This window comes from Micromonospora sp. LOL_025 (assembly GCF_048060285.1).
GTDB lineage: Bacteria > Actinomycetota > Actinomycetes > Mycobacteriales > Micromonosporaceae > Micromonospora.
The window spans coordinates 1-19,431 of sequence record NZ_JBHMIR010000020.1; the positions used below are offsets into that span (position 1 = coordinate 1).

General features: G+C 73.1%; 24 protein-coding genes and 1 riboswitch. Of the genes, 2 read left to right on the top strand and 22 right to left on the bottom strand.

The window, feature by feature from the left end; translation table 11 throughout:
* The 5 genes from ACFHW0_RS22025 to thiE all read right to left on the bottom strand — a co-directional run.
* On the bottom strand, positions 1-640 hold a 640-nt coding region (locus tag ACFHW0_RS22025; protein WP_416610590.1), incomplete at its 3' end, for a thiamine phosphate synthase.
* Between the two features lie 119 nt (positions 641-759).
* A complete protein-coding gene (locus ACFHW0_RS22030) occupies positions 760-1,530 on the bottom strand; it encodes a thiazole synthase (protein ID WP_416610436.1) in 771 nt (256 codons plus the stop codon).
* 4 nt (positions 1,531-1,534) lie between these two features.
* Complete coding sequence (gene thiS, locus ACFHW0_RS22035) at positions 1,535-1,735, bottom strand: sulfur carrier protein ThiS (protein ID WP_132230919.1); 201 nt, start codon at positions 1,733-1,735, stop codon at positions 1,535-1,537.
* Positions 1,726-2,835 (bottom strand): glycine oxidase ThiO, encoded by a 1,110-nt coding sequence (thiO, locus tag ACFHW0_RS22040; protein ID WP_416610438.1) that lies wholly within the window; start codon positions 2,833-2,835, stop codon positions 1,726-1,728. Before thiO ends, thiS begins: the two co-directional genes overlap by 10 nt.
* Positions 2,829-3,455: a thiamine phosphate synthase gene (gene thiE, locus ACFHW0_RS22045; protein WP_416610440.1), complete on the bottom strand. Its 627-nt coding sequence runs from the start codon at positions 3,453-3,455 to the stop codon at positions 2,829-2,831. Before thiE ends, thiO begins: the two co-directional genes overlap by 7 nt.
* A riboswitch (TPP riboswitch) is annotated at positions 3,450-3,558 on the bottom strand. (Overlaps the previous gene by 6 nt.)
* Before the next feature lie 122 nt (positions 3,559-3,680).
* On the opposite strand from thiE, the gene ACFHW0_RS22050 reads away from it, so the two are divergent.
* Positions 3,681-4,145: an endonuclease domain-containing protein gene (locus ACFHW0_RS22050; RefSeq protein ID WP_416610442.1), complete on the top strand. Its 465-nt coding sequence runs from the start codon at positions 3,681-3,683 to the stop codon at positions 4,143-4,145.
* A 281-nt stretch (positions 4,146-4,426) separates the two neighbouring features.
* On the opposite strand, the gene ACFHW0_RS22055 is transcribed toward ACFHW0_RS22050, so the two are convergent.
* The 4 genes from ACFHW0_RS22055 to ACFHW0_RS22070 form a co-directional block, all read right to left on the bottom strand.
* On the bottom strand, positions 4,427-5,389 hold the full coding sequence (locus tag ACFHW0_RS22055; protein WP_416610443.1) for an aldo/keto reductase: 963 nt from the start codon (positions 5,387-5,389) through the stop codon (positions 4,427-4,429).
* Between the two features lie 184 nt (positions 5,390-5,573).
* On the bottom strand, positions 5,574-5,696 hold the full coding sequence (locus tag ACFHW0_RS22060; RefSeq protein WP_416610445.1) for a hypothetical protein: 123 nt from the start codon (positions 5,694-5,696) through the stop codon (positions 5,574-5,576).
* Positions 5,693-7,372, bottom strand: a complete 1,680-nt coding sequence (locus ACFHW0_RS22065; protein ID WP_416610447.1) for an ABC-F family ATP-binding cassette domain-containing protein — start codon at positions 7,370-7,372, stop codon at positions 5,693-5,695. The genes ACFHW0_RS22060 and ACFHW0_RS22065 overlap by 4 nt, the downstream gene beginning before the upstream one ends.
* 41 nt (positions 7,373-7,413) lie before the next feature.
* Positions 7,414-8,019 carry a class I SAM-dependent methyltransferase gene (locus tag ACFHW0_RS22070; protein ID WP_416610448.1) on the bottom strand — a complete coding sequence of 202 codons (606 nt, stop codon included), beginning with the start codon at positions 8,017-8,019 and terminating at the stop codon, positions 7,414-7,416.
* Between the two features lie 285 nt (positions 8,020-8,304).
* Here ACFHW0_RS22070 and ACFHW0_RS22075 point away from each other — a divergent pair, with 285 nt between their 5' ends.
* Entirely contained in the window at positions 8,305-9,363 is a 1,059-nt protein-coding gene (locus ACFHW0_RS22075; protein WP_416610450.1) for a hypothetical protein, read from the top strand.
* A 101-nt stretch (positions 9,364-9,464) separates the two neighbouring features.
* On the opposite strand, the gene ACFHW0_RS22080 is transcribed toward ACFHW0_RS22075, so the two are convergent.
* From ACFHW0_RS22080 to secY, 13 genes are all read right to left on the bottom strand, one after another.
* Positions 9,465-10,517 (bottom strand): P1 family peptidase, encoded by a 1,053-nt coding sequence (locus ACFHW0_RS22080; RefSeq protein ID WP_416610452.1) that lies wholly within the window; start codon positions 10,515-10,517, stop codon positions 9,465-9,467.
* 140 nt (positions 10,518-10,657) lie between these two features.
* Entirely contained in the window at positions 10,658-11,488 is an 831-nt protein-coding gene (gene truA / locus ACFHW0_RS22085; RefSeq protein WP_416610454.1) for a tRNA pseudouridine(38-40) synthase TruA, read from the bottom strand.
* A gap of 69 nt (positions 11,489-11,557) precedes the next feature.
* Entirely contained in the window at positions 11,558-12,118 is a 561-nt protein-coding gene (rplQ, locus tag ACFHW0_RS22090; RefSeq protein ID WP_121399880.1) for a 50S ribosomal protein L17, read from the bottom strand.
* A gap of 34 nt (positions 12,119-12,152) precedes the next feature.
* Positions 12,153-13,175 carry a DNA-directed RNA polymerase subunit alpha gene (locus ACFHW0_RS22095; protein WP_013735931.1) on the bottom strand — a complete coding sequence of 341 codons (1,023 nt, stop codon included), beginning with the start codon at positions 13,173-13,175 and terminating at the stop codon, positions 12,153-12,155.
* Between the two features lie 98 nt (positions 13,176-13,273).
* Positions 13,274-13,900 (bottom strand): 30S ribosomal protein S4, encoded by a 627-nt coding sequence (gene rpsD, locus ACFHW0_RS22100; protein WP_121399881.1) that lies wholly within the window; start codon positions 13,898-13,900, stop codon positions 13,274-13,276.
* Between the two features lie 13 nt (positions 13,901-13,913).
* Entirely contained in the window at positions 13,914-14,321 is a 408-nt protein-coding gene (gene rpsK / locus ACFHW0_RS22105; protein ID WP_014440747.1) for a 30S ribosomal protein S11, read from the bottom strand.
* A gap of 17 nt (positions 14,322-14,338) precedes the next feature.
* The gene (gene rpsM / locus ACFHW0_RS22110) at positions 14,339-14,719 is read right to left on the bottom strand and encodes a 30S ribosomal protein S13 (RefSeq protein WP_088998365.1); all 381 of its coding nucleotides are present in this window, start codon (positions 14,717-14,719) and stop codon (positions 14,339-14,341) included.
* Between the two features lie 263 nt (positions 14,720-14,982).
* The gene (gene rpmJ / locus ACFHW0_RS22115; protein ID WP_012184307.1) at positions 14,983-15,096 is read right to left on the bottom strand and encodes a 50S ribosomal protein L36; all 114 of its coding nucleotides are present in this window, start codon (positions 15,094-15,096) and stop codon (positions 14,983-14,985) included.
* A 93-nt stretch (positions 15,097-15,189) separates the two neighbouring features.
* Positions 15,190-15,411, bottom strand: coding sequence for a translation initiation factor IF-1 (gene infA, locus ACFHW0_RS22120; protein WP_007073013.1), 222 nt, complete (start codon positions 15,409-15,411; stop codon positions 15,190-15,192).
* A gap of 228 nt (positions 15,412-15,639) precedes the next feature.
* On the bottom strand, positions 15,640-16,347 hold the full coding sequence (locus ACFHW0_RS22125) for a DUF1707 SHOCT-like domain-containing protein (RefSeq protein ID WP_416610458.1): 708 nt from the start codon (positions 16,345-16,347) through the stop codon (positions 15,640-15,642).
* 136 nt (positions 16,348-16,483) lie between these two features.
* Positions 16,484-17,335 (bottom strand): type I methionyl aminopeptidase, encoded by an 852-nt coding sequence (map, locus tag ACFHW0_RS22130; protein ID WP_416610460.1) that lies wholly within the window; start codon positions 17,333-17,335, stop codon positions 16,484-16,486.
* 93 nt (positions 17,336-17,428) lie between these two features.
* Complete coding sequence (locus ACFHW0_RS22135) at positions 17,429-18,082, bottom strand: adenylate kinase (RefSeq protein ID WP_091627746.1); 654 nt, start codon at positions 18,080-18,082, stop codon at positions 17,429-17,431.
* The gene (gene secY, locus ACFHW0_RS22140) at positions 18,083-19,411 is read right to left on the bottom strand and encodes a preprotein translocase subunit SecY (RefSeq protein ID WP_121399884.1); all 1,329 of its coding nucleotides are present in this window, start codon (positions 19,409-19,411) and stop codon (positions 18,083-18,085) included.
* Positions 19,412-19,431 lie beyond the last annotated feature (20 nt).

The following is a 19,431-nucleotide window of genomic DNA, read 5'->3' on the forward strand; positions in this document are numbered from 1 at the left end:
CGGCTGCCGTGGCGGCGGCTGCCGTGGCGGCGGCTGCCGTGGCGGCGGCTGCCGTGGCGGCGGCTGCCGTGAGGGTGGCTGCCGCCGCCTCGGGGTCGTCGGCGCGCATGACGGCACCCAGCACCGCCACCCCCACGGCACCCGCCTCGACGCAGGCGGCCACCTGGTCCGGGCTCCGCACTCCACCGAGCGCCAGGATCGGCACGGAGCTGGCCGCGATCAGCGCGCCGAGCCCGTCCGGGCGCAGGGGTGGGCCGTAGCCGGGTTTGGTGCTGGTCGGGTAGACGGGCGAGAGGGTGGCGTAGTCCTCCGTGGTGAGTCGCGCCAGCTCCGCCCGGTCGTGGCAGGAGCGGCCGACCAGGCCGAGCCTCGGCGGCGGGTACGGGCCGGCGGAGGGCAGGTGGACGGCGTCGCCGCCGAGCGGGTCGGGGCCCGCGACGATCAGCGTGCCGCCCGCCTCGGCGAGGATCGCGCGCAGCTCGGCGGCGAGGGCGGCGCGCTCGGCCCGGGGCAGGTCCTTCTCCCGCAGCACCACCCACCGCACTCCCCCGGCGACGGCCCCCGCCACGACGTCGACCAACGACCGCCGCGCCTGCCACCGGTCCGTCAACAGCACGACGCCGGCCGGCCCGCCCGAGATCTTGGCGGGAAACGGCCCCTCCAGGGGCCTTTCCGTACCAAGATCCGCAGCCGAGGCCGCAGCCGGAGTCGGTGCCGCAGCCGGAGTCGGTGCCGCAAGGGCGGGGCCGGGGCTGGCGGTCACAGGTCCGGCCGTCCCTCGTCCGGGGTGGAGGCGAGCGCGTGGAAGCGCCGGGCGATCCGGCCCGCCCCGTACGCTAGCCGGCCCGCCTCGACCGCGTACCGCATCGCGGTGGCCATCGCCACCGGGTCGGCGGCACGGGTGACCGCGCTGGCGAGCAGCACCGCGTCGCAGCCCAGCTCCATGGCCAGCGCGGCGTCCGAGGCGGTGCCGATGCCGGCGTCCAGGATCACCGGCACGTCGACGCCCTGCCGGATCAGCCGGATGTGGTGCGGGTTCGACACGCCCAGGCCGGAGCCGATCGGCGCGCCCGCCGGCATCACCGCGGCGCAGCCGACGTCGGCCAGTCGGCGTGCCAGGATCGGGTCGTCCGACGTGTACGGCAACACCACGAACCCGTCGTCGACGAGTTCCTCGGCGGCGCGCAGCAGCTCCACCCCGTCGGGCAGCAGCGTGCGCTCGTCGCCGATCACCTCCAGCTTCACCCAGTCGGTGCCGAACGCCTCCCGGGCCAGGTGCGCCACCTTCACCGCCTCGCCCGCCGTGTAGCAGCCGGCGGTGTTCGGCAGCAGCCGTACGCCGCAGCGGTCCAGCAGGTCCAGCAGCCCACCGGCGGTGCCGGGGGCGGTGTCGACGCGGCGCAGGGCCAGGGTGACCAGTCCGGTGCCGGAGGCGCGGATGGCGTCCTCCAGCACGCGTAGGTTGGCCGCGCCGCCGGTGCCGAGGATCAGCCGGGACGTGAAGCTCACGCCACCCAGGTCGAAGCTCACCGCGTCACCCGCCCTGGGCGGCGCTGAGCACCTCGACGCGGTCGCCGTCGCGCAGCACGGTCGCCGGCCAGCCCGTACGCGGCACCACCTCCCCGTTGACCGCGACGGCGAGGCCGCGCTGCTGGTCGGTGACCGCGCGGACCAGGTCCGCCACGGTCGAGCCGCCGGGCAGGCTGCGCCCGGCGCCGTTCACCGTCAGTTCCACGTGTGTTCCTCCTCGCGTGCGGACAAGTCGTGACCGAACCGGGCCGGGGTGAAGGGGGCGAGCAACGGGTCCGTGGCACCCGTGACGACCAGCTCGGCGATCAGGTCGGCGGTGACCGGGGTGAGCACGATGCCGTGCCGGTGGTGCCCGGTGGCGGCGAGCACGCCGGGCCGGCCGGGCAGGGGGCCGAGGATCGGGGCGTTGTCGGGGGTGCCGGGGCGCAGGCCGGCGAGGGTCTCGACCAGGTCGTACTCGGCCAGCTCGGGCAGCAGGTCGACGGCGGCGCGCAGCAGGCGCAGCACCGCCCCGGCGGACACGTCGGTGTCGGAGCGCTCCTCGACGGTCGCGCCCACCACCACCTCCCCGCCGTCGCGGGGCACGAGGTAGACGTGCTCGCCGTCGGCGTACCCCCGGATGACGTGCCGGAAGCCCGGCGCCCCGCCGCCGGGCGCGCGGAGCCGGACCACCTGCCCCTTCACCGGCCGCACCGGCAGCCCCGCCAGGGCCGCCGCGCCGCAGCCGGCCGCGACCACCGTGACGCGGGCGTCCACGTCGGACAGGGAGCGCACGGCGGCGGGGACCAGCGCGGCACCGGCCCGCTCGGCGGCCGTGCGCAGGGCCGGCACCAACCGGCGCGGGTCGACCTGGTGGTCGGTGGCCGCGAGCGCGCCGCCGCGCACCCGGGGCGCCAGCGCCGGCTCGCGGTCCCGCAGCGCCGACGGGCGCAGCGGCGTCACCGGCAGCCCGATCCCCTGCTGGTACGCCCAGAGCCGGCGCGCCTCGGCCAGGTCGTCGGCGGTGAGCCCGACCATCAGCGTGCCCTCGGTCCGGTAGCCGACGTCCACGCCGGTGGCGGCGGTCAGCTCGGCGGCGAAGGCCGGCCAGCGGGCGGCGGAGGCGGTCAGCAGCCCGGTCAGCTCGTGCTCGCCGAAGTACGCCTCGGCGACCGGGGCGAGCATGCCGGCGGCGACGTGGGACGCGCCGGATCCGGGGGCGGGGTCGTGCACGACGACGCGTAGTCCGCGCTGCGCGCAGCGCCAGGCGATCGCCAGCCCGACCGGTCCCGCCCCCACCACGGCGACGTCCGGTCGGTTCAGCACCCCAGCGCTCCCAGCAGCTCCGCCGTCGCCCGGGCCGGATCCGCCGCCCCGGAGAGGGCCCCCACCACCGCCACCCCGTACGCCCCGGCGGCCAGCAGCGCGGGCACCCTCGCGGCGGTCACCCCGCCGATCGCGACGACCGGCACGTCCACGGCGTCGGCGACGGCGCGTACCCCGGCCGGGCCGATCGGCGCCGGCAGCCCCGTCTTGGTGCCGGTGGCGTGGCAGGGGCCCACGCCCAGGTAGCTGGCCCCGGCGGCGACCGCCTCGGCGGCCGTCCCCGGCTCGCGGGCGGTGGCGCCGAGCACGGCGGTCGCGCCGAGCACCCGGCGGGCCGCCCCGACCGGCAGGTCGTCCGCGCCGACGTGCCCACCGGCGGCGCCCACGGCCAGCGCCACGTGCAGCCGGTCGTTCACCAGGCAGGTGGCGTCGTACCGGGCGCAGAGCGCGACCACCCGTCGGGCCAGGTCGTACGCCTCCCGGTCCGTGGCGTCGTCGGTCACGCGGACCTGCACGACCAGTTCCGCGCGGGCCACCGGGAGGGCGGCCCGCAGCACGGCGACCGGATCCCGCCCGGGTCGGGTGTCGGTGATGAGATGCAGTCGCCCGAGGGACGGCACGGCAACACTCCTCCCTGCGCCGGCATTACCCGGATCAGGTTCGACGGTCGGGGGCTCACAGCCCCCCTCTCAGCCCGGTGTACCGGGCTCCCGTGGGTCACTTGCGGGTGTCACCGTACGACGGATCGCCGGATCCGCCAAGGTCGAGCTGCGGATTTCACACCGACCGCCCGAACCCGACGGACGGGGCGGCGCGTGACCGTCCCGTCACGCGATGCTGTCCGGATGCCCTCCGCCGCCCGGGTACTGCTGCACCGCCGGGCGGTGAAACTCGCCGCGTTGCGCGCGTACGCCGACGCGCGGTCCGGCTGGCCCGGCCTGCCCCTGCTGCGGGAGGTCCTGACGCTGGCGGAGCCGCTGGCCGAGTCACCCATGGAGACCCGCCTCCGGCTACTCCTGCTCGACGCGGGGTTGCCACCGGCGGTGGCCCAGCACGACGTTCGCAAGGCCGACGGGCGGTTCGTCGGCCGGGTGGACCTGGCCTGGCCCGCCCTGCGCGTCGCGGTCGAGTACGACGGCGACCACCACCGCGAGCGTGCCCACTTCCGCCAGGACGTCGCCCGGCTGAACGCGCTGCGGGCGGCCGGCTGGATCGTCCTGCGCTTCACCGCCGACGACGTGCTCCGGCACCCCACCCGCACCGTCGCCCTGGTCACCCAGGCCCTCCGCGAACGCCACCCCTCCATCTGACCCGACCACCGCCCTCGGTGGAACAGCACGGGTGTCTCCGCCGTCCGCTGACACCCGTGATGTTCCACCCAGCGACCACCCGGCACACGCCACGACCGGCCGCCGCGCACAGCGGCCACATGCCGGGCACGAGGCGACCCGACAGTCGGGTGGAACGTGGTGGGTGTTTCCGGTGCCGGGTGACACCCATGGCGTTCCACCGAGCCTCGCCCCAGCGCGGGTTGGGGTGCCGCGCACAGCGCACCACCCCCGGTGCCTGCCGGGGGTGGTGTCGACGTGGCTCAGAGGACGGCGCGCAGGGCTTCGAGGTCCTCGTCGGTGGGCTGCCAGGTGCCCGCCTCCGCGTTGGCGCGTACCTGCTCGGGTGTGGTGGCGCCGGCGATCACCGAGGTCACCGCGGGCTGGGCGGCCAGCCCGCCGATCGCCACCTGGAGCATCGACAGCCCCCGCTCGGCGGCGTACGCCTCGATCGCCTCGATGGTGTCCCAGTCGGCGGCGGCGAGTCGCTGGGCGTACCGGCCGCCACCGGCGAGGCGGCTGCCGGCCGGCGGGGCCTCGTTGCGCTTGTACTTGCCGGTGAGCAGCCCGTTGGCCAGCGGGAAGAACGGCAGCAGCCCGAGGCCGAAGCGCTCGCACGCCGGCACCACCTCGGCCTCGACGCCGCGCTCCAGCAGGCTGTAGTGGTTCTGTGCGCTGATGAACCGGGACCGGCCGTTCGACGAGGCCACCCAGTCCGCGTCGGCGATCTGCCAGCCGGCGAAGTTGGAGTTGCCCAGGTAGCGGACCTTGCCGGCGCGGACCAGGTCGTCGAGCGCGGCGAGCGTCTCGTCGATCGGGGTGCCCGGGTCGGGCTCGTGCATCTGGTACAGGTCGATGTGGTCGGTGCCGAGCCGGCGCAGCGACGCCTCCACCGCCCGGGCGACGTAGCGACGGGCGCCCCGGGCGCCGAAGTCGGGGCCGTTCATGCCGTTCATGTCCATGCCGAACTTGGTGGCCACCACGACGTCGTCGCGCCGGCCCTTGAGCGCCTGGCCCAGCAGCTCCTCGGAGCCGCCCTGCGGCTCCCCGTAGATGTCGGCGGTGTCGAAGAAGTTGATCCCGGCGTCGAGCGCGGCGTCGACCACCGCCCGGGTGCCGTCGAGGTCGAGCTTGCGGCCGAAGTTGTTGCAGCCGATGCCGACCACGGACACCACGAGCCCGGAGTCGCCCAACCGGCGGTAGGTCATCTCAGTCACGAGATCCACCCTATGCCGCCCGGCCGGGCCACGCCGTGGACCACGGAGCCCACCACACGCACGGACCCGGAAGCCGAACCAGGCCCCACGGGCCGCGAGGCCCACGCACGACCCACGCACCCTCGGACCACGCCGCCCACGCAGGACCCACGCGCACCGACGGCGGAGCCCGTTCGGCGTACGTCACGGACCGTCAGTCGAGCACGTCGGCGACGAGCCGGCGGGCGGCGGCGAGCGTGCCGGCCAGCTCGTCCGGCGTGTGCCCGACCGCGCCGAGCAGCGCCTGCGCCCGCCGGGCGAAGTCGGCGGGGATCACGCCACGTCCCAGACCGGTTCCGGAGTCTCCACCACCTCGTTGTCACCCCGGAAGAGCACGAACCGGTCGAAGGAGCGGGTGAACCAGCGGTCGTGGGTCACCGCCACCACGGTCCCCTCGAACGCCGTCAGCCCGGCCTCCAGCGCCTCCGCCGAGGCCAGGTCGAGGTTGTCGGTGGGCTCGTCGAGCAGCAGCAGCGTCGCGCCGGACAGCTCCAGCAGCAGCACCAGGAAGCGCGCCTGCTGACCGCCGGAGAGGGTGCCGAAGCGCTGGTCGCCCTGCCCCGCCAGCTCGTACCGGCTCAGCGCCGCCATCGCGGCGTGCCGGTCCATGCCGGTCCGGTGCTCGTCGCCCCGCCAGAGGATCTCGACGAGGGTCTTCGTCATCAGCTCCGGCCGGTCGTGGGTCTGCGAGAAGTGCCCGGGGCGTACGCGGGCGCCGAGCCGGGCCACCCCGTCGTGCACCACCGGCGCGAGCGCGGCGGCGCCGTCGACCGGACCGTTCGCCGGGTCGGGGTCGGTGCCGCCCCGGGCGAGCAGCCGCAGGAAGTGCGACTTGCCCGTCCCGTTGGCCCCGAGCACCGCGACCCGGTCGCCGTACCAGATCTCCAGGTCGAACGGGAAGGTCAGGCCGTCGAGCTCCAGCTGCTCGCAGATCACCGCGCGCTTGCCGGTCCGCCCGCCGGTGAGCTGCATCCGGATGTCCTGGTCCTTCGGCGGTACGGGCGGCGGCCCGGCCTCCTCGAACTTGCGCAACCGGGTCTGCGCGGCCTGGTAGCGCGACGCCAGCCCGTCGTTGTACGCGGCCTTCTGCTTGTACATCAGCATCAGCTCGCGCAGCTTCTGGTGCTCCTCGTCCCACCGCTTGCGCAGCTCGTCGAGGCGGGCGTGCCGGGCCACCCGCGCGGAGTGCCAGCTCGCGAAGCCGCCCGGGTGCACCCAGGCGCTGCCGCCCTCCACGGCGACCACCCGGTCGGCGGTGTGGGCGAGCAGCTCCCGGTCGTGCGAGACGTAGAGCACCGACTTGGTCGACTCGCGCAGCCGCCCCTCCAGCCAGCGCTTGCCGGGCACGTCGAGGAAGTTGTCCGGCTCGTCGAGGAGCAGCACCTCGTCGGGGCCGCGCAGCAGCAGTTCGAGGGCGAAGCGCTTCTGCTGACCGCCGGAGAGCGTCCGGACGGGCCGTTCCCGGGCGCTCTCCCAGGGCAGGCCGAGCACGATGGTGGCGACCGTGTCGAAGAGCACCTCGGCGTCGTATCCGCCGATCTCGCCCCAGGCCGCGAGCGCGTCCGCGTACGCCAGCTGGGCCTTGCCGGCGGCGGTGCTGTACTTGCCGCGGACCTCGGCGGCGCGCATGGCCCCCTCGGTCTCGACCAGCCGGCGGCCGGCGTCGCGCAGCGCGGGCGGGGCCAGCGACAGGGCCAGGTCGGCCAGCGTGGACTCGTCGCCGATCATCCCGATGAACTGGCGCATCACGCCCAGCCCGCCGGAGCGCGCGATCGCGCCGGTCTTCACCGGCAGGTCGCCGGCGACCATCCGCAGCAACGTCGTCTTGCCCGCGCCGTTCGGCCCGACCAGGGCCACCTTGGCGCCCTCCCCGACCCGGAACGACACGTCGGAGAAGAGCTCCCGACCGTCGGGAAGGATGTGCCCGACCGCTGCCACGTCCACGTATCCCACGTCGGCATCCTGCCCGAGCAGGGGCCGGGCGGCCCAACCATTTACCGGGTGACCCGCAGCACCCGGTAGCCCTTCTGGCTGGCGTGGCGCCCCACCTGCCAGCCCTGCTCGACCAGCCAGCGCTGCAACGAGTCCCCGCCGAGATAGCGGGCCACCACCAGCCAGGCGACGCCGTCCGGGGCGAGCCGGGGCAGCCAGCGCAGCAGGATCCCGTGCAGTTCGTCCTTGCCGACGTGGATCGGGGGGTTGGACCAGAGCTGGGTGAAGGTCAGGTCGGCGGGTACGTCGTCCGGCGCGGCGACGCGCACCCGGTCGGCCGCGCCGACCCGCGCGGCGTTGGCCGCGGTGAGTTCGCGGGCCCGTTCGTTGACGTCGACGGCCCACACGCTCGCCGACGGCGCGGAGCTGGCGAGCACGCAGGTGATCGGGCCGAAGCCGCAGCCGAGGTCGAGCAGGGCGCCGGTGGTTTCGGCGGACGGCAGCTCGGCCTTGCGCAGCAGCACCGCCGTGCCGGGGTCGAGGCGGGCGGCGGAGAAGACGCCGGCGGAGGACGCCAGGGCGTAGTCGCGGCCGGCGACGGAGAACTCGACCTCGCGCGGGTTGGCGGCGGTCGTGGGTTCAGCGGTGAAGTAGTGTTCGCCGGTCACGCCGGCAATTCTCGCACCGCCGCCGGCCACCCCGGCGCGGGCCCGGCGGCCCGACCAGGCCGACCGGGCCGACCAGGCCGGGCACGGCGGCGTAGGCCCCGGCACGGCGGCGCGGACCATGAACGGCAGGGATGGCGGCGGCGCGGGCCTGGTGCGGCGGCGCGGGTGCCCAGCACGGGACGAAACGACTCCACCCGCAATTTCCGATTATTCGCACCTAAAGGGACAATGCCTCCTATTCTGGGCGACATGGTGTATCGGTACGAGTCCGATGAGGACGCATTCATGGAGTACCCGGAGCCCGGGTCCGACGGGTCGGTGCTCGGTGCCGGTCCGCCTCCCCCAGCCGGCCCCTCCCCGTCCCGCTTCCCGACGCCGTCGCTGCCCCGCGCCAACCGGGTCGCGCTGCCCTCCGCCGCGCCGGAGCCGGTCCGCGCCGCGGCGCAGGTGTCGCCTCCGCTGCCCGCCCACGTGCGGGCACCCGTCGAGACGCAGCCGCCCGCGCCGGTCGAGCCGCCGCCGGTCGAGCCGTTGCCGCCCGTCGAGCCGCCGTTGTCAGCCGGGCGGTCGCAGCGGCGTGGCGGCGGCCGGTGGTGGCAGGTCGTGGTCGGCGGCGCGGCCGTCCTGGCGCTGCTCGCGCTCTGCGGCCTCGGCGCCGCCGCCCTGCTGGCCGAGCGCGACGGGACCCCGCAGACCGCGCCCACGTCCCCACCGGAGGCGGCCGAGTCCGCCGACGTCGGGGCCCAGGCCCTCGACTCGCGGGACACCGACCAGGCGCCGCTGACCGCCAGGGAGCTCTTCCCCGGCAAGCAGCTCGTCGTCGCCGACGGGGAGCCCGCCTACAAGGTGTTGAAGAGCCAGTCCAGCGCCAGCTGCGCGGTGGCGGCCACCGGTGAGGTCGCCGACCTGCTGGTCCGCCTCGGCTGCACCCAGGTGGTCCGGGCCACGCTGCGGACGCCCGACGGCGGCCACCTCGTCACCACCGGGTTGTTCAACCTGACCGACCGGGCCAACGCCGAACGCGCCCGGGACCGGATCCGGCTGCTGCTCGACGAGCGGGAGGGCCGGTTCCGGGGCATGGCGGCCGACGAGGACAGCGCGGCGATCGCCACGGCGCCGGCCCGCGTCGGCTGGCAGGTGCGCGGCCACTACCTCGCGTACGCGGTGGTCGCCCGCAGCGACGGCGAGACGATCAGGTCCGGCGACACGAAGGCCCGGGAGATCCTCTTCGACATGATCGAGCTGCACCTCAACCGGGGCGTGCTGGAGCGCCGGGCGGACGGCGGCACGGCCGGCCAGCCGACCGACGAGAGCGACACCGGCACGCAGGACGGGGGCGACTGACCGCATCGCGACGGCGGGAGGCGAGCCCGACGACAGCGAGTACGGGGAACGGGTACGTGGGCCACGGCCGCGTACCCGTTCCGCGTGTCGCCACCGGCCGCTCAGGTCCGCAGCTCGACCCGGTGGGCCCGTAACAGGTCCAGCATCCGTTCGTGCGGGACCGCGTACCTGACGCGTCCCTTGACGCCGACGGTGGTGCGCGCCATGAAGAGCGAGTTCAGCAGTGCCTCCTCCACGGCCTCCAGCACCGCCGCGAAGACCGGCTCCAGGTCGGACTCCGGCGCCGTCGGTGCCTGCGTGTCGGCAATGGAGAACGCCAGGGCGTAGTCGCCGCTGCCGCCGGCGAAGTCCGAACCGACGCGCGCCATGGCGAAGATGGCCCGGCGGGCGACGCGACCCAGCTGCCGCGCGTCGAGGCGGCCGTCCGTGGCGACCACGATGACGCAGGAGTTGCCCGGCTGCTCCGGCCGGCCCGGCGGCGACAGGGTCGGCACCCCCACCTGCCCGGGCCGGATCGGCACCCCGGACACCTGTAGCACGCCGGAGAAGTTGGACTGCACCAGCGCGCCGACGGTGACGGCGCCACGGGAGGTCGTGGCGAGCCGCGAGGACGTCCCGATGCCGGCCTTGAAGCCGAGGGCCGCCGTGCCCGTACCGGCGCCGACGGCGCCCTCCGCGGGCAGTCCGCCGCGGGCCTCCGCCAGCGCGGCGAGGACGTGCTCCGCCCGCACCGGGCGCGCCCGGATGTCGGACAGGAACCCGTCGTTGGTCTCCGCCACCACCGGGTTCAACGACTCGACCGTCTCCCGGCCCGGCTGCCGGAGCATGTACGTGACCAGCGCGTCCGCGGCCCGGAACGTCGACAGTGTCGCGGTCAGCACCACGGGGGTCTCGATCTCGCCCAGCTCGGCCACCTGGGTCGAACCGACCATCTTGCCGTGCCCGTTGCCCACGAAGAGCCCCGCCGGCAGCGACCGGCGGTCGGTCAACTGGTCCGGGACGATCGCCGTCACCCCGCTGCGGATGCTGTCCCCGTCGACCAGCGTCGTGTGGCCCACCCGTACGCCGGGCACGTCGGTGACGGCGTTCAGCGGTCCCGTCGGCAGCGTCCCGACGACGATGCCGAGGTCCCGTCCACGGCGAGGTTCCTGCACGGCTTCCACTCCTTGACGGTCGACGATGCTCTGCCGGGGCCGGGCGCGGGCCCGCCGGGCGACCGCCCCGATCCCGGCGCAGCCGCTCACCCCGGCCCGAGGATCCGGCAGCCGACGGTCGGGAGGCAAGCCCCGGGCGGTCAGCCCTCCACGGGTACGCGCAGCCGGCGGGTCGCCTCGGCGCGGTGGGCGTACTCGGCCGGGTCCTCGGGGTAGCCGACGGCGACCAGGGTGAGCCCGTGCGCCGGCGCCACGGTCACCTCGCTGGAGCGTTCCCGGCGGGCCAGCAGACTGCCCGGCCACTCGACCGGCCGGCGTCCGTCCCCGGCGACCAGCATCGCGCCGACGAGGCTGCGCACCATCGCCTGACAGAACGCGTCGGCCTGCACGGTGGCCACGACTATGCCGTCCGGGTCCCGGCGCCAGTCCAGCCGGGTCACCTCGCGCAGCGTCGTGGCGTGCTCCTTGCGCCGGCAGTACGCGGCGAAGTCGTGCTCCCCCACCAGGCCCGCCGCGGCGGCGTTCAGCGCGGCCAGGTCCAGCGGCTTCGGCCAGGCCAGGATCTCGTGCCGGCGCAGCGGCTCGGCGCCCCACGGCGCGTCGGTCACGCGGTACTCGTAGCGGCGGAAGGTGGCCGAGAACCGGGCGTCGAAGTCGGCGGGAACCTCGGCCATCGCGCGCACCCGGACGTCGGTGGGGAGCAGCCGGGCCAGTCGGCGCAGCAGCCGTCCCTCGTGCTCCCGCCACACGGCGGTCGGCAGGTCGACGTGGCAGACCTGCCCGCTGGCGTGCACCCCGGCGTCGGTGCGGCCCGCCACGGTCAGGCCGGTCGCCGTGCCCGCGCCGAGGACCAGGTCGAGGGTCTCCACGAGCACCCCGGCGACCGTGCGCCGGGTGGGCTGGGCGGCCCAGCCGGAGAAGCCCGACCCGTCGTACGCGACGTCCAGCCGCAGCCGGGTGCGCTCGTCCACTCGTACCTCCGCCTCACGGGGTCGGGCCCGGCACCCCAGGAGGGGTGCCGGGCCCGACGGTGGCCTGGATCAGGCCTTGTCGTTCTCGCCGGCCTCGTCGCTGTCCTCGCGGGCGGCGGCGGTGTCGCCGGACGCCGACACGGGCGGCTCGGCGTCCTGGTCGCCCGAGTTCGACTTCGGGGCCTCCTCGGCCGGGGCGAGCGCCTCGACCTTGTCCTGCTGCGCGGCCTTGCGGGCGGCGGTCTTCTTGTTCGCCTTCGGCTCGGCGACCTGAAGCTCCTCGACAAGCTCGATGATCGCCATCGGCGCGTTGTCACCCTTGCGCGGACCGGTCTTCACGATCCGGGTGTAGCCACCGTTGCGGGTGGCGAACCGCGGCGCGATCTGGTCGAACAGGGAGTAGACCACGTCCTTGTCCTTGACGACGCCCAGCACCCGCCGGCGGGACGCCAGGTCGCCGCGCTTGGCCTTGGTGATGAGCTGCTCGGCCAGCGGACGCAGCCGCCGGGCCTTCGTCTCGGTGGTCTTGATCTTGCCGTGCTGGAACAGCGCAGTGGCCAGGTTGGCCAGCATCAGCCGCTCGTGCGCGGGGCTGCCGCCGAGGCGGGGGCCCTTGGTGGGCGTGGGCATGCTTGGTGCTCCTCAGGTGTGGCGGCAGCGCGGACTAGAGCTGCTCGGTCTCGCGATAGTCGTCGGTGTCGTAGTCGGCCTCGCCGAAGGCGTCCACGACGTGCGCCGGGTCGAAGTTCGGGGCCGAGTCCTTCAGCCCCAGACCCATCCCGGCGAGCTTCATCTTGACCTCGTCGATCGACTTCTGACCGAAGTTGCGGATGTCGAGGAGGTCGGCCTCGGTACGCCCGATGAGCTCACCAACGGAGTTGATGCCCTCGCGCTTGAGGCAGTTGTAGGAGCGGACGGTCAGGTCCAGCTCCTCGATCGGCAGCGCCAGGTCGGCCGCGAGCTGGGCGTCCTGCGGGGACGGCCCGATGTCGATGCCCTCGGCGGTCTCGTCCAGCTCCCGGGCCAGACCGAACAGCTCCACCAGCGTCGAGCCGGCGGAGGCCAGCGCGGTACGCGGGCCCATCGACGGCTTGGTCTCGACGTCGATGATCAGCCGGTCGAAGTCGGTCCGCTGCTCGACACGGGTCGCCTCGACGCGGTACGTCACCTTCAGCACCGGCGAGTAGATCGAGTCGACCGGGATCCGGCCGATCTCGGCGCCGGCCTGCTTGTTCTGCGCCGCCGTGACGTAGCCGCGCCCCCGCTCGACGGTCAGCTCCATGTCGAGCCGGCCCTTGCCGTTGAGGGTGGCGAGCTTCAGATCCGGGTTGTGCACCGAGACACCGGCCGGCGGCTGGATGTCGCCCGCCGTCACGTCGCCCGGGCCCTGCTTGCGCAGGTACATGCTGACCGGCTCGTCGTGCTCGGAGCTGACGCACAGCTCCTTGATGTTCATGACGAGCTCGACCACGTCCTCCTTGACACCGGGGATCGTGGTGAACTCGTGCAGCACGCCGTCGATCTTGATCGAGGTGACCGCCGCACCCGGGATCGACGACAGCAGCGTGCGCCGCAGCGAGTTGCCCAGGGTGTAGCCGAAGCCCGGCTCCAGCGGCTCGATGGTGAACCGGGACCGGGTCTCGTTGATCGACTCCTCGGAGAGAGTCGGTCGCTGGCTGATGAGCATGTCTTCTCTTCTCTTCCGGGGCGCCCGCCATATGACGCCCACGACAAACTGTTCCGGTGGCCCGCCCCGGAAGGGCGGGCCACCGCAACGAGCTCCGACTACTTGGAGTAGAGCTCGACGATCAGCTGCTCCTGGACCTGCGTGTCGATGACCTGACGGGCCGGGAGCGAGTGCACGAGCACCTTCATCTGGCTGGGGATAGCCTCCAGCCACGCCGGAACCGACTTCGAGCCGGCCTCGGCCTGCGCCACGATGAACGGGGTGAGCTCCTTGCTCTTGCCCCGGACCTCGATGATGTCGTGCTCCTTGACGCGGTACGACGGGATGTCGACCTTCTTGCCGTTCACGTTGAAGTGACCGTGCTTGACGAGCTGGCGGGCCATGTCCCGGGACTTGGCGTAGCCGGCCCGGTAGACCACGTTGTCCAGCCGCGACTCGAGGATCTGCAGGAGGACCTCGCCGGTCTTGGCCTTCTTGCCCACGGCCTCCTCGTAGTAGCCGCGGAACTGCTTCTCCAGCACGCCGTACACGCGGCGGGCCTTCTGCTTCTCACGGAGCTGGAGCAGGTACTCCGTCTCCTTCGTGCGGCCGCGGCCGTGCTGCCCGGGCGGGAACGGCCGGGACTCGAACGGGCACTTCGGGCCATCGCACTTGCTGCCCTTGAGGAACAGCTTCATCTTCTCCCGCCGGCAACGGCGGCAGTCAGCACCGGTGTAACGAGCCATCTCTCTCTACCTCTCAGACCCGACGACGCTTGGGCGGACGGCACCCGTTGTGCGGCTGCGGGGTGACGTCGGAGATCTGTCCGACCTCGAGACCGGCGGCCTGCAGCGAACGGATGGCGGTCTCCCGGCCGGAGCCGGGGCCCTTGACGAACACGTCGACCTTGCGCATGCCGTGCTCCATGGCCCGACGCGCGGCGGCCTCGGCGGCCAGCTGCGCGGCGAACGGGGTCGACTTGCGGGAGCCCTTGAAGCCCACCTGGCCCGACGAGGCCCAGGAGATGACCGCACCGGTCGGGTCGGTGATCGACACGATGGTGTTGTTGAAGGTGCTCTTGATGTGCGCCTGCCCGTGGGCGACGTTCTTGCGTTCCTTGCGCCGGACCTTCTTGACGGCGGCTCCGGCACGAGCCTTCGGTGGCATAAGTCTGTGCGCTCCTATTACTTCTTGCCGGGCTTCTTCTTGCCGGCGACGGTCCGCTTCGGGCCCTTGCGGGTCCGGGCGTTGGTCTTGGTCCGCTGGCCACGCACGGGCAGGCCCCGGCGGTGCCGGATGCCGGCGTAGCAGCCGATCTCGACCTTGCGGCGGATGTCAGCGGCGACCTCGCGGCGCAGGTCGCCTTCAACCTTGTAGTTGCCCTCGATGTGGTTGCGGAGCTGGACCAGCTCCTCGTCCGTGAGGTCCCGGACGCGCTTGTCCGGCGAGATGCCGGTGGCAGAGAGCGTCTCCAGGGCCCGGGTGCGACCCACGCCGAAGATGTAGGTGAGCGCGATCTCCATCCGCTTCTCGCGGGGGAGGTCGACGCCGACTAGACGTGCCATGTGCGGGCGTACTCCTCGTGATGTTCTGGCGGAGGTGTGGACCCGTCCCACCCCGCTACCGACCGTTCCGCCACCGGCGTCGTGCGCCGGCGACCGGGGACGGTCGCTGCCCGAGCGGGCCCCGGCCTCCGACCGGGGGTCAACCACGATGAGGTACGCGACGCGCACCGCCCGCGGCTGGGACGAGCATGTGATTCGTTGTCTGGATCCGCGGCCCGGACCGATTTCGAGCGACCGTTGTCACACGGTCGACCGGAACTGGTTCAGCCCTGGCGCTGCTTGTGGCGCGGGTCGGTGCAGATGACCATGACCCGGCCGTGCCGACGGATGACCCGGCACTTGTTGCAGATCCTCTTGACGCTCGGCTTGACCTTCACGGTTGCCTTACTTCCCATCTGGCCCGACGACGCGCCGAGGCGCGACACCGGACGTCGAAGACGGACACGGGGACGTCCCGGCCGCCGTCAGGCTTACTTGTAGCGGTAGACGATGCGCCCGCGGGTCAGGTCGTACGGCGAGAGTTCGACGACGACCCGGTCCTCCGGCAGGATGCGGATGTAGTGCTGCCGCATCTTGCCGCTGATGTGAGCCAGCACCTTGTGGCCGTTCGCGAGCTCCACCCGGAACATGGCGTTCGGCAGGGGCTCGATGACCCGACCCTCGATCTCGATGGCTCCGTCTTTTTTCGGCATGTACTCCGCTGTCCTGACGTCGGTTACTCCGGACGGCCCACAACGTCTTACACGGGCCACCGATCAAGATCAGATTGCCCGCGCCAGCCGCGGCTCCGGCTCCCACCGAAGCGCAGGGTGGGCATGCCGGAGTGGACGCTGTGCGCCGATCAGAAAGTGTACGCCCGCCTGCGGGCCGTCGCCAAACCGGCCGGCAATCGGTGCGTCGAACCGGACGGAAAGGGCCTTTCAGACCTCGGCGTCGGCCCCACCGCGCCGGTCCTCCCGCTGCGCCGCCGGCAGCTCCCGTTCCGCCCCGTGGCGGTTTTCCCCGGGGGCAGCCGGCTCGCGCACCTGGTCCGGGTCCTCCCCCTCGGCTGCCGGCAGTTCCCGCACCGGGTCATGGCGCCCCTCCTCGGGGGCAACCAGCTCGCGCTTCCGCGCCCGCTTCGCCCGGCGGCGCTCGCGCCGTCGCTCCCGCTGCTCGGCCTGCCGCCGCGGCTCCCCGTCGACGAGGCCGGCGACCGTCCGCACCACGAGCACCCCACCCCACGGCCCGGCCACCCAGACGGGCCAGAAGTAGAGCAGATCCGTGGAGAGCGCGGACGTCACCGCCCAGACGGTCACCACGATCGCCACCACCCGCAGGTACGGCAGCCAGACCTCGGCCAGCCACCGGGCCGTCACGGACGAGGTCGCCGGCGGCCGGACACCCTCCGGGGGCGACGGGACGGTCTCCGGCCGCGTGGCGAGCTCCGACGCCGCCGGGGCGGCCGATGCCGGCAGGTCGACCACCAGCGCGTCCAACTCGCCGTACGTGCGCGAGGCGTACGCCCGCTGCAACCGCTCGTCGTACTCGTGCAGGTCGAGCCGGCCCTCGTCGACGGCCACCCGCAGCCGCTCCGCCACCGCCTGGCGGTCGGCGTCGGCGGCCCGCATCCCGTCGCGTCCCTGCATGCCCGCAAGCATGCCACCGCCCCACCAGCCGCTGCCCCTGTGTGCCGTCCCGCCCGGGGCCCGGGGCGGCTGGTGGGGCGCCTCAGCGGGCGGGAGGACGGGACGCGCGGGCGCCGGCGGGACGCTGCCGCGAGGCTCAGCGGGCCGGCGAGTCCGCGGGCTGCCGGGAGGTGACCAGCTCGCCCAGGCGGGCGCGCCCGCCGTCCGGCGCGGTCAGCACCCAGACGCCGTCCGGGAGCAGCGCCATCGTGTGCTCGACGTGCACCGCCATCGACCGGTCCCGGGTGATCACGGTCCAGCCGTCGGACAGCTCGACCGTCCGGGGCGAACCCATCGTGATCATCGGCTCGATCGCCAGCGCCATGCCCGGCACCAGGCGGGGGCCCTTGCCCGGCCGCCCGTGGTTGAGCACGTGCGGGTCCTGGTGCATCTCGGTGCCGATGCCGTGCCCGCCGTAGCCGTCGACGATGCCGTACCGCCCGCCCTTGCGGACCGCGTCCTCCACGGCGTGCGAGATGTCGGTGAGCCGGCCCTTGCCGCTGGCCGCGCCGCGGGCGGCCGCGGCGATGCCCGCCCACATGGCGTCCTCGGCCACCGCCGCCATTTTCAGCAGCGTCGGTTCGACCTCGCCCACGCCGACGGTGATGGCGGCGTCGCCGTGCCAGCCGTCGAGCACCGCACCGCAGTCGATGGAGATCAGGTCGCCGTCGCGAAGCGCCTGCTGCGCCGACGGGATGGCGTGCACGACCTGCTCGTTGACGGAGGAGCAGATCGACGCGGGGAAGCCGTGGTAGCCCTTGAAGGAGGGGACGGCACCGGCCTCGCGGATGGTCGACTCGGCGATCGCGTCCAGGTCGGCGGTGGTGACCCCGGGGGCGACCGCCTCCCGCATCCGACGCAGCGCCTCGGCGACCACCAGCCCGGCGGCCCGCATCTTCTCGATCTGGTCAGGAGTCTTCAGCTGGATGTCCAGCTGGGGACGACGCATGGAGCCGTTACCTTTCGTTGCCGATGCCGAAGAGCGGGGCACGTCAGACGTACCCCGCTCTTCGCACTCTATCCGCCGCAAACCGGCGGGACGTCAGCCGCCGTACGACCGCAGGGCGTCGATGGCGCGGACCGTGACGTCCTCCACCGGGCCGGTGGCGTCGATGCCCACCAGCTTGCCCTGGGCGCCGTAGTAGTCGACCAGCGGCGCGGTCTTGTCCGCGTACTCGCGCAGGCGGGTGGCGATGGTCTCCGGCTTGTCGTCGTCGCGCTGGAACAGCTCGGCGCCGCACCGGTCGCAGATGCCCTCACGCGAGGTGGCGTCGAACTCGACGTGCCAGATCTTGCCGCAGCCCCGGCAGGTACGCCGACCGGAGAGCCGCCGGATCACCTCGTCGTCGTCGACGACCAGCTCCAGCACCAGGTCCAGCGCGGTGCCCAGGTCGGCGAGGAGCTTGTCCAGCGCGGCGGCCTGCGGCGTCGTGCGCGGGAAGCCGTCGAGCAGGAAACCCTCGGAGGCGTCCGGCTCGGCGAGCCGGTCCCGCACCATGTTGATGGTGACCTCGTCGGGCACCAGCTCGCCGGCGTCCATGTAGCGCTTCGCCTCGACGCCGAGCGGGGTGCCCTGCGAGACGTTCGACCGGAAGATGTCGCCGGTCGAGATCTTCGGAACCGAGAGGTGCGCGGCGATGAACTCGGCCTGCGTGCCCTTGCCCGCCCCCGGCGGGCCAACCAGAACGAGTCTCATCTACCGCAGGAACCCTTCGTAGTTCCGCTGCATGAGTTGGCTCTCGATCTGCTTCGTGGTCTCCAGACCGACGCCGACCATGATCAGCACAGCGGTGCCGCCGAACGGGAAGTTCAGGTACTGCTGCTTGTCCAGCCAGATGAAGAAGAAGTTCGGCAGGATCGAGATGATGCCCAGGTACAGGGCGCCCGGCAGCGTGATCCGGCTGAGGATGAAGTCGAGGTAGTCGGCGGTCGGCTTGCCGGGGCGGATACCCGGCACGAAGCCGCCGTACTTCTTCATGTTGTCCGCGACCTCGGTCGGGTTGAACGTGATCGAGACGTAGAAGTACGTGAAGAAGATGATCAGCAGGAAGTAGACCGCGATGTAGATCGGGCTGGTCGGGTCCACCAGGTTGTTCTGGATCCACGCCTGCGTCTTGCCCGGGTTGTTCTGGTCGAAGAACTGCAGCGCCAGCTGGGGCAGGTAGAGCAGCGAGGAACCGAAGATGACCGGGATGACACCTGCCTGGTTGACCTTCAGCGGGATGTAGGTCGAGGTGCCTCCGTACATCCGCCGGCCGATCATGCGCTTGGCGTACTGCACCGGGATCCGGCGCTGCGCCTGCTCGATGAAGGTGACCGCGGTGATGACCACCAGGACCAGCGCGATGACGAGCAGGAACTTGCCCCAGCCACCGGTCTGCTTGATCTGCCAGCCCTCGCTGGGGAGCCGGGCGGCGATCGAGGTGAAGATCAGGACGGACATGCCGTTGCCGACGCCCCGGTCGGTGATCAGCTCACCGAGCCACATCACCACGCCGGTGCCGGCGGTCATCGTCATGACCAGGAGGCTCAGCGTCAGCCAGTCCGGGATGCCGGTCCCCTCGGGGATGATCGGGAACTGGTCGCACTGGTTGTTGAAGAGCTGCCCGGAGCGGGCCAGCGCCACGAACGCCGACGCCTGGAGGACACCCAGGCCCAGGGTCAGGTAGCGGGTGTACTGGGTGATCTTCGCCTGGCCGGCCTGGCCCTCCTTGCGGAGCTGCTCCAGCCGGGGGATCACCACGGTCAGCAGCTGCAGGATGATCGACGCTGTGATGTAGGGCATGATGCCCAGCGCGAAGACCGAGAGCTGCAGCAGCGCGCCGCCGGAGAAGAGGTTGAGCAGGTTCATCACGCCCGTGGAGCCGTTCTCCATGGCGTCGATGCACTTCTGGACGTTGCCGTACGAGACACCCGGGCTGGGCAGCGTCGCCCCGAGCCGGTAGACCGCGATGATGCCTACTGTGAACAGCAGCTTCTTGCGCAGGTCAGGCGTACGGAACGCACTGAGAAAGGCGGACAGCAACTTCTTCCTCCTGCGCGAGG

Excerpts from the sequence above, each read along its gene's own strand:
- rpsD (WP_121399881.1), bottom strand. The coding sequence starts at position 13,900 with ATGGCTCGTTACACCGGTGCTGACTGCCGCCGTTGCCGGCGGGAGAAG.
- infA (WP_007073013.1), bottom strand. The coding sequence starts at position 15,411 with ATGCCGAAAAAAGACGGAGCCATCGAGATCGAGGGTCGGGTCATCGAG.
- rpsK (WP_014440747.1), bottom strand. The coding sequence starts at position 14,321 with ATGCCACCGAAGGCTCGTGCCGGAGCCGCCGTCAAGAAGGTCCGGCGC.
- ACFHW0_RS22075 (WP_416610450.1), top strand. The coding sequence starts at position 8,305 with ATGGAGTACCCGGAGCCCGGGTCCGACGGGTCGGTGCTCGGTGCCGGT.
- ACFHW0_RS22135 (WP_091627746.1), bottom strand. The coding sequence starts at position 18,082 with ATGAGACTCGTTCTGGTTGGCCCGCCGGGGGCGGGCAAGGGCACGCAG.
- ACFHW0_RS22125 (WP_416610458.1), bottom strand. The coding sequence starts at position 16,347 with ATGCAGGGACGCGACGGGATGCGGGCCGCCGACGCCGACCGCCAGGCG.
- rpsM (WP_088998365.1), bottom strand. The coding sequence starts at position 14,719 with ATGGCACGTCTAGTCGGCGTCGACCTCCCCCGCGAGAAGCGGATGGAG.
- ACFHW0_RS22050 (WP_416610442.1), top strand. The coding sequence starts at position 3,681 with ATGCCCTCCGCCGCCCGGGTACTGCTGCACCGCCGGGCGGTGAAACTC.
- rplQ (WP_121399880.1), bottom strand. The coding sequence starts at position 12,118 with ATGCCCACGCCCACCAAGGGCCCCCGCCTCGGCGGCAGCCCCGCGCAC.
- map (WP_416610460.1), bottom strand. The coding sequence starts at position 17,335 with ATGCGTCGTCCCCAGCTGGACATCCAGCTGAAGACTCCTGACCAGATC.
- ACFHW0_RS22095 (WP_013735931.1), bottom strand. The coding sequence starts at position 13,175 with ATGCTCATCAGCCAGCGACCGACTCTCTCCGAGGAGTCGATCAACGAG.